The 13,807-nt window shown below is 39.4% G+C and carries 12 protein-coding genes; all 12 read right to left on the reverse strand.

Going from position 1 to position 13,807, the window contains the following annotated elements; all coding sequences use genetic code 11:
* Window positions 1–17 precede the first annotated feature (17 nt).
* Window positions 18–1,190: a DUF2515 family protein gene (locus tag QNN06_RS16470; RefSeq protein ID WP_284035460.1), complete on the reverse strand. Its 1,173-nt coding sequence runs from the start codon at window positions 1,188–1,190 to the stop codon at window positions 18–20.
* A gap of 172 nt (window positions 1,191–1,362) precedes the next feature.
* Window positions 1,363–2,532: a CaiB/BaiF CoA transferase family protein gene (locus QNN06_RS16475; RefSeq protein WP_284035461.1), complete on the reverse strand. Its 1,170-nt coding sequence runs from the start codon at window positions 2,530–2,532 to the stop codon at window positions 1,363–1,365.
* A gap of 40 nt (window positions 2,533–2,572) precedes the next feature.
* Window positions 2,573–4,129, reverse strand: a complete 1,557-nt coding sequence (locus tag QNN06_RS16480; RefSeq protein WP_284035462.1) for a long-chain-fatty-acid--CoA ligase — start codon at window positions 4,127–4,129, stop codon at window positions 2,573–2,575.
* 40 nt (window positions 4,130–4,169) lie between these two features.
* Complete coding sequence (locus QNN06_RS16485; protein ID WP_284035463.1) at window positions 4,170–5,726, reverse strand: class I adenylate-forming enzyme family protein; 1,557 nt, start codon at window positions 5,724–5,726, stop codon at window positions 4,170–4,172.
* 25 nt (window positions 5,727–5,751) lie between these two features.
* Window positions 5,752–6,210 carry a hypothetical protein gene (locus QNN06_RS16490; RefSeq protein ID WP_284035464.1) on the reverse strand — a complete coding sequence of 153 codons (459 nt, stop codon included), beginning with the start codon at window positions 6,208–6,210 and terminating at the stop codon, window positions 5,752–5,754.
* Window positions 6,211–6,300: 90 nt separating this feature from the next.
* Window positions 6,301–7,791, reverse strand: a complete 1,491-nt coding sequence (locus tag QNN06_RS16495) for a sodium:solute symporter family protein (RefSeq protein WP_284035465.1) — start codon at window positions 7,789–7,791, stop codon at window positions 6,301–6,303.
* Window positions 7,792–7,808: 17 nt separating this feature from the next.
* On the reverse strand, window positions 7,809–8,039 hold the full coding sequence (locus tag QNN06_RS16500) for a hypothetical protein (RefSeq protein WP_284035466.1): 231 nt from the start codon (window positions 8,037–8,039) through the stop codon (window positions 7,809–7,811).
* Window positions 8,040–8,072: 33 nt separating this feature from the next.
* Window positions 8,073–9,626: a class I adenylate-forming enzyme family protein gene (locus QNN06_RS16505; RefSeq protein WP_284035467.1), complete on the reverse strand. Its 1,554-nt coding sequence runs from the start codon at window positions 9,624–9,626 to the stop codon at window positions 8,073–8,075.
* 140 nt (window positions 9,627–9,766) lie between these two features.
* Window positions 9,767–11,362 carry an acyl-CoA carboxylase subunit beta gene (locus QNN06_RS16510; protein WP_284035468.1) on the reverse strand — a complete coding sequence of 532 codons (1,596 nt, stop codon included), beginning with the start codon at window positions 11,360–11,362 and terminating at the stop codon, window positions 9,767–9,769.
* A gap of 62 nt (window positions 11,363–11,424) precedes the next feature.
* Entirely contained in the window at window positions 11,425–12,345 is a 921-nt protein-coding gene (locus QNN06_RS16515; RefSeq protein ID WP_284035469.1) for an NAD(P)H-dependent flavin oxidoreductase, read from the reverse strand.
* 204 nt (window positions 12,346–12,549) lie between these two features.
* Window positions 12,550–13,194, reverse strand: a complete 645-nt coding sequence (locus QNN06_RS16520) for a TetR/AcrR family transcriptional regulator (RefSeq protein ID WP_284035470.1) — start codon at window positions 13,192–13,194, stop codon at window positions 12,550–12,552.
* A 174-nt stretch (window positions 13,195–13,368) separates the two neighbouring features.
* The gene (locus QNN06_RS16525) at window positions 13,369–13,752 is read right to left on the reverse strand and encodes a VOC family protein (RefSeq protein WP_284035471.1); all 384 of its coding nucleotides are present in this window, start codon (window positions 13,750–13,752) and stop codon (window positions 13,369–13,371) included.
* Window positions 13,753–13,807 lie beyond the last annotated feature (55 nt).

The raw sequence follows: 13,807 nt of genomic DNA on the forward strand, positions 1-13,807 counted from the left end.
AAGAATCTTCATCCCTTTTAAAGAAAAATTTCGTCTTGTTCACTGAGCGGCGTTGATACAAGCGGCTTCGGTGATGATGGTGTACTGAGCCAGCGAAGCACGTCAGCACCAGATCTGTCCATTACAGAGATGGGCAGCGGAACTGGTTTCAGATGCAGGTGGGCATACCGCAATGTTGCTCCAGGGAATCGCGGCCATCCATGGCTAGAAGTAGAGGTTTGGATCACTGGCGGGCTGAAAGTCTGCCCCCCTGGCCACAGAGCCGAAAAGTCTGTGCTGTAATTTAATGGGTTGTAATTGGTTCGGGTACCCATATGTAGAGGATGTGACATCACCCAACGCTCGATAAGATTACGCTGTAAATCTGTCTGCTTAAACAACCCAACAAACAAATCGCGGCCAGTATTAATTCTTGATCCTAAGGTACTGAAGTCATCAACTGTATAGATAAGCAGATGGTCAGGGCTGGAATCTGACAGAGATTTTGCAACAGGGAAAAGGAGTTTCGTTTTACCTCGGCTGCCTATCAATTCAATGATGCGCTGTGGGCCGATCACAGCACCCAATTTGCCCAAATATCGGTTATGGGGGTCATGGACCAGCCGATCTTCGATTTGGTTTTGTTCATTAATGATCAATGCGAAGCTATGCCTTTCAACCGCAGGCTCAAACCACCACTCAGGGTACCAACCTTGAGACTTTGCATTGTGATAGAACTCCTTCCACTTATCCCTTATAAACCTATCGCAATCAAATGGAGGACTAATAAGCATATCGAACAATTCATCCGCATGATCTGGATATTGCTTAGCCCAATCATATGCTTCCAACTGCGGGCACACGTCATGATAAATCAGGAAATTGCCTGTTTCTAGAAAGGCAAAGATGGATTGGATTTCAACGGTCTCAAAATGATCCAAAGCCTCCTTTAGAATGGTCCGAAACGGCTCCGATATAGGGGGTTGTGCTGCCCCGTTGATGAATGTCTTCCAGTACTCAAAACGCTTCAAGTCGCTCATCTGATACCCTGCGTTTCGTGAAACCAGATGTGCAAGCAGTGACCACGCCAGTTCCGGATGTTTCTCGTAAACCTTGAGATAATACCAGGTCCGGGTAACATTATTAAAGTTCCCCAGCAAACGCTCGGAGAGGATTTTTGCCTTTACTGTCTCTAAACCAGGCCATGACATAGGTACTGTCCTCCTTCATCGAACTCACTAATCCAAATTGTATAGTGCCTTTGTATTAACCGAAAGGTAATAATTTCCTATTTTTATAATTTTCTAAAAATTCTATGGCAAAGGGACGGTTCTCATGCCTCGTTTTTGCTAGAAAACGAGACAAAAGAACCGTCCCCGTGATTCACATAATGCCTTGTTTTTTCCAACCTGCAATATCCTCGTTTGAATAACCTAATTCCAAAAATACTTCTTCATTATGTTCTCCAATACCTGGAGCACTATTTTTTACTCGTCCTGGCGTGCTGGATAATCGTATTGGCACATCTATGTGCCTGATTGTTTTTGATTCAAGTTCTGGCTCAATGAACATCTGACGGTATTGGACTTGGGGATCGTCAAGAACTTCGTCCAAATTCAAAACCGGGGATACACAAGCGTCCTTCCCTTCAAATAAAGATATCCACTCTGGTAATGTCTTTTTCTTTATGACCAATCCAATTTCTTCTATCATTTTCTGCTGACCTTCAAAATCATCATTTAAACGCGGGATTAAATGCGGAACGCCTATTACATGGCAGAAGACCTTCCAAAATTTTTCTTCCAAGGCACCTACGGACAAATATCGTTGGTCAGACGTTTCATAGATATAATAACAAGCCTTTCCTCCACCAGTCCTTAGCTTTCCACGTTCCGGAAGCTTTTGTTTGGTGAAATAATCAAGGAAAATAGATTGCATCCAAGATAAGACTCCATCAGTCATGGAAATATCGACAAATTGTCCCTCCCCAGTTACATTTCTGGCATGTAAGGCGATCAGGATGCCGATGACAGCCATTTGCGCACCACCACCGATATCCGCTATCTGAACTGATGATAACTTTGGCGGGCCTTTAAAATCCCCTTGCAAGCCCAATAACCCTGCATAGCTCAAATAATTAATATCATGTCCGGCCATTTGAGAATAAGGGCCTTCCTGGCCATAGCCTGTAATGGCACAATAGATGAGTTTCTTATTTATCTTTTTAAGATTTTCATAGTCTAACCCAAGTTTTGCCATTACCCCTGGACGAAAGGATTCAATGACGATATCCGCTGTTTTTGCTAATTGCTTAAAAAGTTCTTTTCCTTTTTCAGATTTAAGATTTAATGTAATACTTTTCTTATTGCGGTTAAGAGAATGAAAAAGGGCACTATTTTCGTCCACTTTTGGTTCAAACCATCTGACATAGTCTCCTAAGCCAGGTTCTTCCACTTTAATAACATCTGCTCCAAAATCTGAAAAAAACATCGAACAATAAGGACCAGGCAGCAGTCTACTTAAATCCAAAATACGCAATGATTTTAGCGGCATATAACTATCAACCTCTTTTTCAAGTAAAATAAAATGCCCTCTATACTTGCTTTACTCTATTTCTCCAATAAGGCTCTCTTAAAATGTTCTTTAAGACCTTTCCGCCGGCATTCCTTGGCAAAGTGGGCAAGATTTCAATAGAAGATGGTTTTTTATAACTAGCGATATTGTTTTTGCAATATTCAATAATCTCAGAAGCTAACAATTGCTGACCTTCCTTGAAAACTACGAATGCTTTAACCGATTCCCCCCATTCACGATCCGGAACGCCAATAACCGCGGTTTCAAGCACTTGAGGTATTTTTTCAATGACCTTTTCAACTTCAGCTGGGTATATATTCTCTCCCCCACTTATAATCATGTCTTTTTTCCGATCCATGATATAAATATAATGCTGCTCGTCCCTTATTCCAATATCTCCAGTATAAAGCCAGCCATCTTTTAAAGTCTTAATAGTTTCTTCTTCTCTCTGCCAATATCCATTCATCAGTTGTCGCGTTTGGGCAATAATTTCCCCCATTTCACCAGGCCCTACTTCATTTCCATTATCATCAACAATTTTCACTTGACCAAGGACGACCGACCTGCCCGCTGCCTCCAAAAGCTTTGGTTGATGTTCCAGTGCATACCGATGATCCCCTGGAGTTAATATCAATAACGGCGTCCCTTCGGTTAATCCATACCCTTGCAAGAAATCGCATTTAAAAATTTCCATCGCCTTTGTCAATGTCTTCGTGGGGATGGATGCTCCACCGTACATAAGCAAGCGTAGACTGGAATAATCGAACCGCTGTAGCTCCTTCACTTCCAGCGCTTTTGTAATCATCGTTGGGACAGGCAGTGAAAAGGTGATTTTGTAATCACTAATGGTTTTTAGAAATAATTCCGGATCATAATTTTTCATGGTGATGACTTGGGCACCTTGAATTACGGATGGCAGTAATGTCCCAAATCCTGAAAGATGAAAAAGAGGAGAAACAATTAATGTATGGTCCTTCTCTTCGACACGGGCCTCTATTATAAATCTGACAGCTATCTCAATTAAACTCCTATGGGTGTGAATAACCCCCTTCGGCATGCCAGTAGTACCACTCGTATACATAAGTCCAAAAATATCCTGTTCCTGAATGTTTTCCTTAGGTTCATCAGGTGCGGCGGCTTGAATCAATCTCTCATAATGTAGAAACTGGCTATTGCAGTCGTCCCCATTCACCATGATAAGGTCTAGTTCTTCCTGTTCAAGTGAACAATTTTGGCCAATCTCACGATATTCATTGCCAACAATAAATAGCTTTGGAGTACAATCCTGAATGATGAACTTAATCTCTTTTTCTTTTAGCCTGTAATTTAACGGTACCATGATAGCGCCAAGTTTGGCCGCTGCATACGTGATTTCAACGTACTGAAAACAGTTTACCAATAGAATTGAGATTCGATCACCTTTTTGAATTCCCAATGATAATAAGGCATTTGCTAATCTGTTTACTCTGTTATTGAGATTTTTGTATGATAGCTTAATATTTTGAAATGTATCTACTAATGCTGTTTTATCAGGGTAACGGGAACTTGTTACCAGTAACGTCTGTCCGATATTCATTAGGATTCCTCCAATCGTCGTTTTGAGCGGGAACGAAAATTCATCCAATCAAGTTTGGATCTGCGTAAATATCCTTTAAACTTCTGCGCAGGATTTTTCCCGCTGCATTTTTTGGAAGTTCATTGATGAACCTAATATATTTCGGTTTTTTGTAATTCCCAATTTCCCCGTCACAATGACTAAGGATATCTTCGGAAGATAATGTCGAACCATCCTTTCCTACAATAAAGGCGCTGACGATTTCACCCCATTTTTCATTAGGAAGCCCAACCACACAAACTTCCCAGACGGACGGGTGGGTCAAAATGATTTCCTCAATCTCAGTGGGATAAATGTTTACCCCACCACTAATAATCATGTCTTTCTTTCTATCTACAATATAAAGAAAACCTTCCTCGTCCACATAGCCCATATCTCCAGAAGATGCCCATTCCCCTCTGTAACACTTATTCGTTTCGTCTAAATTTTTATAGTACTCCGCTCCTAACAATAACCCTTTTTTATATACCTCTCCCACTTCGCCCTGTTTCACTTCATTTCCATTTTCATCAAGAATTTTTATGTTTACCCCGTAAAATGGCAATCCACTGGACCTATTTTTTCTAAGCTGATCCCTTGGTTTGAGCAAGGTATAAAAACCATGTTCAGTTGAACTATACATGGTATATAATCCGCACTTAGGAAAAAACTGTAATGTATCCTCCTTAAGCTTGGTCAATAGAGCGGCTCCCCCACAGATCAATACACGTAAAGAGGAAACATCATAGTTATCTTTATCAGAATCATTTAAAATCTCACTAAGCATGGTCGGTACCACCGGCGTCACCGTAATTTTATCTTCTTCAATAATGCTAAGAATCAGTTTCGGATTAAATGTTTTTGTAATGTACAATGATCCGCCAACACTTAACAGCTGAAGCCCAAACAAAAATCCCAGACCATGATAAAAAGGGCTGGATATTAATAAATAATCGTCTGGCAGCATCGTGAATTCAATGGCCACCCTCTTCCAATGTTCAATCATCGATCGGTGGGTTGTTAAAGCTGCTTTAGGGGCACCTGTCGTACCGCCAGTTAAACCCAACCAGAAATTATCATCTTCATGAACATAAACGTCAAAATTTTTATCATCTTTCTTTTTTATTCTAGATTCGTAGTTTGCCATTGCACCGTTTCCAATGATTAGTATGTTATCTTTTGGAATTTGGACCTCATGTTCAATTTCACGATATATATCCCATAATTCTTCTGATAAAATGAGGGCTTTAGTGTCCGAATGTTCAATCGCATATTTCAGCTCCCTGGAAACAAACCGAAAACTTACCGGGGCAATAATGATTCCGGCTTTCGCCAACCCAAAAATGATTTCTGGATATTGTCCGCAATTGGTTAAAAAGGTGACGACGGTATCGCCTTGTTTAAGCTGAAAATCCTCGATCATCAATCTGGCAACCTGGTTACTTCTATTATTAAGTTGTGTGAATGTCAATACAAAGCCTTCATTCGTTTTAACCGCGACCTTATCTTTTGTATCTAACTTGCTGGCAAAATAGTACGGGATTTCCCCTACAGTCAATTGGTCATGACGCAAAGACATCAAATATCCCTCCAAAATCAATCAATTAATTTTCTATAATCATAAAATTTTTCCAGCGCCTTTTTACATTCAGCCTTAATATCCAGGCAAATTGAAACATGGGGTGACTTTTAAGATCCCAAGGTTTCTTGTCTAATTGATTGAAAAATTGAGATAATAATTGTTTTACCTTACGGAAGTCTTCTTTATCTACTGTTTCGATGATGATAAAACAAACATTCTCCAATTTATCGCTATTTCCAGTAAAATTAATCAACAACCTCTCAACCGGACTTGCCGTCGCTTTGATTAGACTTAATTTAAATGGAGTGGAATGATTGGCTATAAAGGTATACCCCTTTTTATTGCTAAGAAGATATGATCCTGAATTTTCTTCCCAATTTCCTTTTACACTATTAACTTCAAAAAAATGAGTTATGTCTTTCCTAAACTTTTCTATGTCATAGGCTAAAAAGTTTTTCCAAATGCTTTTGAATTTTGCCATAAGCCCCCTCCTTTCCTTACGTAAAGAAAAAGTACCTTGATATGAAAAAAACGTGAAGGGACAATTTCTCCATATCAAGGTTTTTCTTATTTATCCAACAACGGATTGTGCATTCTTATGAACTTCATCCATTTTATGAATCATTTCCTGTGATTCACTTGATGAAGCGTTAAAGGTAGCATTCGAAACGATGATATTAGCAATTAAACCTAGCGGCAATGCGATTAAGAACTCTGCAAAGGTAGGGAGGGTGATAACTTTTAACGAATTCAGTGCATATAAAACAGCGAAACCACCGCTTCCAATAATCATATTTGCCAAAGCCCCTTGCCTTGTAGCCTTTTTCCACCAGATTCCAAGTACTAGAGGACCAAAGAATCCAGATGTCATCATCGCTGTTGCCTGTGAATACAAAATGACCAATAGTGCAGGAGGATTTAGTGCAAACAGTGCAGAAACAATCCCTGCTACAAAGATGGATATCTTTCCAATCCGCAGAACTGTTTTTTCCTTTGTATTTGGAAAAATGGAAGACCAAATGTCATTACTTACAGCAACGGAAATAGCCAGTAATAATCCACTTGTTGTTGACAAAACCGCTGCGATGATGGCAGCAGTCGCAAAACCTTGAAGAACGGGAGGGAAATATTGCTCCATTACAGCAATATAAGCATAGTCGGGATCTTTTAATGCCTGTTCTGTACCAATTGGAAATAAGTTTAGGGCTGCTGCACTAACCCCAATAAAGCCTACCAAACAAAAGATTCCGTAAAGAAGGCCAGTATACCCCATCGTCTTTTGTGCGACATTGCTGGATTTAGAGGCGAGAATTCTCATTGAAATATGCGGAAAACAGGAAACGGTAAACGTCCATACAAGAGCAAAACCGATCGCTGTGGTAAGAGGTACACCTAATGCAGACCAATTCGGGCTAATTTCAATTGCTTTAGAAATCATCTTGGCTGGTCCGCCTAAGTTAATGACTGCAAATATTGGAAGAAGGATCATGAAGATAAACATAAGTACGGCTTGTATGGCCTCGGTCATCGTAACGGCCCACATACCACCAATTGAGGTATAAAACACAAAGATAATCGTCACAAGTAAAAGTGTCCAAACATAGTCCCAGCCTAATAAATACTCTGCGGTAATCCCTGCCGCTTTATACTGTGATACCAGATATAAAGTGAATGCCACTACAACAATTGCACCGCCAACAATTCTTAGAACTTTCCAATTGTTATACCTTTCTTTAAAAAAGTCTACCAAACTATTGAGCTTCATCGAACTCAGATATGGGGCAACTAATACAGAAGCAATGATAAAGCCGGATACCGACCCAACAATGGCTGACCAAATATAGCTTAAGCTAAAAGAATAGGCTACTCCAATCGATCCCAAGAAGGAACCACCACTAGCAAAAGCCGCAAAGGTAGCTAACGTATTTATTGGCAGGTTTACTTTTCCTGAAGCAACATAAAAATCACTACGGTTATTCAAAGCCTTCCTATTAAAATACACACCAATTAAAATATAGGCCAAAAAGAACGCACAAACTAACAACGTTTCAAAAATTTTCATTTAAACACCACCTATATTTATAGATTTTGATTTTTATCTTGATCTATTATCGTCTCTTTTTCCTTGCTGCCTCCAGATAAGAAAATAGCGAGTAATGGTGTTAAAATTAAAGTAGCTCCAGATGATATAGCAACCCAAGAGAATTTACCAGGTTCTGGATCTCCACCCCATGGTCCATAAATGACTACAATCGTTGCGAAACACCAGATTAATAGAAATGCCGCTTTACTTGGAAGTTTATACCACATACTAATCCCTCCATTTGAATTCATTGAGTATCATTACACAATACCAGATTTAGATTTCGAATCTCGCAATTCTCTCCTCAAGATCTTTCCGGCTGCATTTTTAGGAAGTGAATCAAGAAATTCAATGTATTTTGGTTTTTTATAATTCGCTAACCTCCCATCGCAATAACTTACTATATCTACTTGGGTCAATTCGTCTTGATCACTCTTGACAATAAAAGCGCTTACAACCTCTCCCCATTTCTCATCAGGTAGTCCCACAACTGAAACTTCTTTTATTGAAGGATGTGATTGAAGGATTTCCTCGATTTCCGTAGGAAAGATATTTACACCCCCGCTGATAATCATGTCTTTCTTCCGGTCTACAATGTAAAGGAAGCCTTCTTCATCCAGATACCCCATATCACCGGAGGATGCCCAATCTCCCCGAAAATTCTGTTCCGTTGCTTCCTTATTTTTGTAATATTCCTTCCCAAGGAGCAAGCCTTTCTTATATATTTCACCTACCTGGCCTTGCTGAACAGGATTCCCATTTTCATCGAGAATCTTTATTTGCATCCCGTAAAAAGGAAGTCCGCAGGATCGATTTTTCCTCAATTGATCCTTTGGTTTGATGATAGTGAAGAAGCCATGTTCGGTAGAACCATAATATTCGTATAAACCTGCATTCGAGAAATACTCGATAGTACCCTTTTTTGTCCTTGTCAATAATGCCGAGCCGGCACATACAAGGACTCGCATCGATGTCACATCGAAATCCTTTTTCTGAGGATAATTCAGGATATCATTGTACATAGTTGGAACCATCGGAGTGGCGGTAATCTTTTCTTCTTCAATAATTTCTAATACCAACGAAGGATTAAACGTATTGCAAATGTACAGTGAACCCCCAACACTTAATTGCTGAAGTCCAAATAAAAATCCAAGTCCATGATAAAAGGCACCGCAAATTAATTCATAGTCATCTTCCAGTACGGTAAATTCAATCGTAATTCTTCTCCAGTGCTCAACCATACTTCGGTGTGTTGTTAAGGCAGCCTTTGGATATCCCGTCGTACCGCCAGTAAGTCCCATCCAGAAATAATCATCTTCCTCTGCCGTAATCTGAACATTTTGACCGGACTTTTGGCTGATCCTATTTTCATAGTTGGCTAATTCTCCATTTCCGATAATTAATACATTTTCAGGGGGTATTTGGATATCATCCTTTATTACCTTAAAGACTTCGTACAAAGATTCCGACAAAATAATAGCTCTTGCATCAGAATGATCAATAGCATATTTAAGCTCCCGTGCTACGAAACGAAAGCTAATGGGGGCAACTATTAGCCCAGCCTTTCCAATTCCATAAATAATTTCCGGGTATTGACCACAGTTATGCAAAAAGGTGATAACGGAATCTCCTTTTTTTAACTGAAAATCTTCCGTTATTAATCTGGCTATTTTATTACTTCTCTCATTCAACTCGCCCCAAGTGATGGAAAAGCCGTCATTGGACTTCACTGCCAATTTATTCTTTGTATCAAATCTCTGCCCAAAAAATTGAGGAATTTCACCTACGGTAAACGTATTATGTTTTACAAACATCCGACTACCTCCATTATTGACCTATTTTCTTCATTCTGTTCCACATGCTGGAGTATGATAAACCTGAACCACCTCCTTGAATTAATAGGAAAAACTTATTATTACTGAATATTCGGACATTTTTATACAAAATTTTCCTTCTAAATCGGACTAATTCCATGTTTTCTTGGCGGTACTTGAAGTGGTAAATGTTGAGGCAATCTTTCTAGTGTTTTTGCGATCAGATATCTCGTATCGAGTGGATTCACAACATCATCTACACCAAAACCTTCTGCCCCTCGTATTGCCCCTGTTTGTGATCGAAATTTACTTATTAATTCCTGTCTTTTTTCTTCTTTATTTTCTACACCTTCTAATTCTCGAGAATAAGCTACCTCAACTGCACCTTCGATACTCATCGCACAGATTTCCGCAGTCGGCCAGGCAATCTGATAATTTGATTGATTGGCCAAAACTAAATAGGCAAACCCATACGCTTTTCGAACCACAACCGAAATTTTTGGTACTGTCACTTGGGCAATTTCATATTGAAGTTTTCCAGACTTACGGACTAAACCAGCCAATTCAGATTGCTGCCCCGGTAAAAACCCTGCAACATCTATGAAGGTGATCAAAGGAAGGTGGAAAGCATCACACAAACTAACAAATCTTGCTGCCTTTGTACAAGCAGCTGCATCCATAATTCCTCCTAGATAACGAGGCTGATTCGCGATAATCCCAACAGTCCTGCCATCGATTCGGGCAAAAGCGGTGATGATATTTTTGGCATATTGAGGTTTTAATTCATAAATGCTGTCTTTGTCAAAAATAAAATTGAGAATTTTCCGCATATCATAGCCTCTGTTTAACGATTCAGGTATCACCGATAACAGTTCAGGATTCACCTGATTCAGCGGCTGCTGATTTGGTACTCTCGGAGAACTTTGACTTGCATTTGAAGGAAGGTAGCTTAAGTATCTTTTAATCTCTTTTATACATTCTTCTTCACTTTCCACAACCAAATCGGCCATCCCAGTTCGCTGTGTTTGAAAAATGGCTCCGCCTAGTTCTTCCTTCGTTAAATCTTCACCAATTGCAGCCTTCACTAATTTGGGGCCAGCGATTCCCATTGTTCCATCTTTTACGATTGGAACGAAGTCACATAAAGAAGCAAAGTTAGCTGGACCTGCAAACCCAGGTCCCATAATGCCGCAAACTAATGGAACCCATCCTGACATCAGAGCTAAATCTGCAAATGCAGTTAAATGAGTTTCTATAGCGAACTCCTGTGCATCCAATCCCTCTTGTATCCGATGCCCTCCGCCTTCCATTAAAAGAACGACGGGATATCCTGAATCCTTAGCCATTTTAATGATACGTTCTATTTTTTGCATTCCCTTTCGCCCCATCGATCCACCCAATACAGTAACATCCATGGCGCATACGGCAGCCGTTCTGCCTTCAATCTCTCCAATCCCCGTAATAACACCATCAGCTGGAGCATCCTTTCCTTCCATCATTTCCATACCCTTATGCTGAACTAACATGCCAAATTCAATAAATGTGCCCTCATCCAAAAGCAGGTTGATTCTTTCTCTGGCAGTTAATTTTCCTTTGGAGTGCTGTTTTTGAACGGCCTCCTCTCTTTGCTCATCCAGTTTAGAGCTCTTCTTCTCGGATAACTCCCTAAGTAAATCATCCATATATCCTTGTTTTTTTTCAGTTACATGTACTCGTCGATATACATCTGAATTCATCAGCTGTCCTCCCGCATTTTCATTTTTTTTAAATAGAAAAATAAAGTCAAATCCAAGATAATTTAGAGTGTCTTTCTTTGTTTTTCGGAAACGGTATATTCTAAATATAGCTGTTCAACTATTTGTGCAGTAGGAAGGACCTCTTTCACTGCCCCCACGCCTTGACCTGCGGACCAAATGTTTTTCCATCTTTGCTTTCGAATATCCCCCTTATTAAATTCTTCATAGGGCGGTAGATTTTTAGGGTCTAGACCCGCTGCTTCAATGGTGGAACGAATAAAATTCGCTGGCATTCCGGAAATTTTATTCGTTGTCATTACATCATCTATGTTGGATGCCAAAAGCTTTAATTTATACTCATCAACTGCCATACTCTCATTTGCACTGATAAATCTCGTTCCCATATACACCATGTCTGCACCTAGGGCTTCCGCTGCACGAATGGAAGCACCATCCATAATGCAGCCCGCTACGACAACGATTCCATCAAAGAACTCCCTTACTGCCCGAACGAAGGCAAATGGATTTAACCAACCTGTATTGCCTCCTGCTCCTGCACATAGCAAAATTAAACCATCTACCCCTAATTCCACTGCTTTCTGTGCATGCCGGAGTGTTGCAACATCTGATAAAACCAATCCACCATAGGAATGAATATGTGGTACAACTTGTTCTGGAGACCCAACACTCGTAATCACAATCGGAACTTTGTGACGTTTCACAACATCTAGCTCTTCTGATAATTTTTCACTGCGGATAACTATATTTACTGCATATGGCGCTGGGTTTAGGGTATGTTCAAGTGCAGTTGAAATTTGAGTCAGCCAATGGTCTAGTTCTTCTGTCGTGCGAGGATTTATTGCTGGAAAGGATCCAATCACACCGCTGCGGCAAGCCGCAATGACAAGATCAGGACCCGACACTCTAAACATCGGTGCAACGATTGCGGGGAGTTTAAGGTTGGAAATAGGTCTATTGTCCATTTATTTAATGCCTCCATTCAAAGTATTATTTCTTAAAAACTATCCTTACAAGCTCATGGAGTTTGGAACCTTTTAGATGAAGTTATGTACAACTTATAAATATACTTTTTTGCACAAAAAAATTACTATTGAGTTACAAAAATATAGTAACTCCATAGTAACAAAAAGTCAACTGAATTTTCAGAATATAAAATCTTTTTAGTGTTAACTCGATACATGTTTAATTCCATCTACCAGAATCGCTACTACATTTTTTGCAATTTTGGTTGGGTCACTTTTTCCATCCCACCATCTAGGCACTGAATTTGCTGCGTTGAAAAAAGTATTAATGATAATCCTATCATCCATATCCTTAAGCTGATCGGGGCTCTCACACCGCCAATCTTTCAAACATTTAAAATATGGTTCTTCAACCATTTTTCTATATTCTTTTACCTGGTTTTTATATTCTTCAGGAAATGAGGAAAGCGACAACAAAGTTGGGTACGATAAGGGAAAATCTTCGTGAAAATAACTAAGAATATGAGATTCTAACATTTTTGTCATGCGTTCAGAAGGACTTTGAATGTCTTGCAGCTGTTTCAGATTATTCAAGGCAAATTCATACACCACTTTGTGACATTGAAATAATAGTTCATCCTTCGATGAAAAATAGCGATAAAGGGCTGCTCTGGTAATTCCAATCTCGTGGCCGATATCCTCCAAGGTTGTTTTGTAATAACCTTTTTGGCCAAAAAGCCTAAAAGCAGTCTTAATGATTTCCTTTTTTTGATTCATTCTATTTTGATGTACTTTTTCACTTACATTTTCAGGCTTTTCGTCATATATATATTCATTTAAGAATTCCACACTTACTCCCTCCCAAAGGCAAGATTTTGTTACTATAAAGTAACTAAAATGATAATGGCTTACAAATATATTGTCAATAATGAGACACGGGGACGGTTCTCGTGTCTCATTTCGGCTAGAAAATGAGGTAGAAGAACCGTCCCCGTGTTTTGAGATTTAGTCCACTTAATGTTTTTACCTTATATAATTTGAAACCTCAATTAAGTTAAGATCCGGATCCCTAAAATATACTGAATTGATGCTTCCTAACGCACCAGTTCGTTCTATAGGACCCTCAATAATGGTAATTCCATGCTTTTCTATGGATTCTACTATTTGTTCTATTGGAGTATCCGCAATAAAACATAAATCTGCCGAGCCAGGTGAAGGCTGTATTGCTTTTGGCTCGAACTCCTTCCCACTTTGATGCAAATTTAATTTTTGATTTCCAAATTTAAGTGCTTTTCTCCCTTCACCAAAGGTTTGAACCTCCATACCCATTACTGAAGAGTAAAATTCACATGTAACTTCAATATCTTTAACTGTTAAAACTAAATGGTCTAGCCCCTTAATATTCATCTCGCTCACCCTCTTAAAAACAATTAATTTTATTCAAAGACGTACTGAATCGATG

It is taken from the genome of Neobacillus sp. 114, assembly GCF_030127045.1.
GTDB classification, from domain to species: Bacteria; Bacillota; Bacilli; order Bacillales; family Cytobacillaceae; genus Neobacillus; species Neobacillus rhizophilus.

Coding starts and splice junctions, on each gene's coding strand:
- QNN06_RS16470 (WP_284035460.1), bottom strand. CDS start 1,190: ATGTCATGGCCTGGTTTAGAGACAGTAAAGGCAAAAATCCTCTCCGAG.
- QNN06_RS16475 (WP_284035461.1), bottom strand. CDS start 2,532: ATGCCGCTAAAATCATTGCGTATTTTGGATTTAAGTAGACTGCTGCCT.
- QNN06_RS16480 (WP_284035462.1), bottom strand. CDS start 4,129: ATGAATATCGGACAGACGTTACTGGTAACAAGTTCCCGTTACCCTGAT.
- QNN06_RS16485 (WP_284035463.1), bottom strand. CDS start 5,726: ATGTCTTTGCGTCATGACCAATTGACTGTAGGGGAAATCCCGTACTAT.
- QNN06_RS16490 (WP_284035464.1), bottom strand. CDS start 6,210: ATGGCAAAATTCAAAAGCATTTGGAAAAACTTTTTAGCCTATGACATA.
- QNN06_RS16495 (WP_284035465.1), bottom strand. CDS start 7,791: ATGAAAATTTTTGAAACGTTGTTAGTTTGTGCGTTCTTTTTGGCCTAT.
- QNN06_RS16500 (WP_284035466.1), bottom strand. CDS start 8,039: ATGTGGTATAAACTTCCAAGTAAAGCGGCATTTCTATTAATCTGGTGT.
- QNN06_RS16505 (WP_284035467.1), bottom strand. CDS start 9,626: ATGTTTGTAAAACATAATACGTTTACCGTAGGTGAAATTCCTCAATTT.
- QNN06_RS16510 (WP_284035468.1), bottom strand. CDS start 11,362: ATGAATTCAGATGTATATCGACGAGTACATGTAACTGAAAAAAAACAA.
- QNN06_RS16515 (WP_284035469.1), bottom strand. CDS start 12,345: ATGGACAATAGACCTATTTCCAACCTTAAACTCCCCGCAATCGTTGCA.
- QNN06_RS16525 (WP_284035471.1), bottom strand. CDS start 13,752: ATGAATATTAAGGGGCTAGACCATTTAGTTTTAACAGTTAAAGATATT.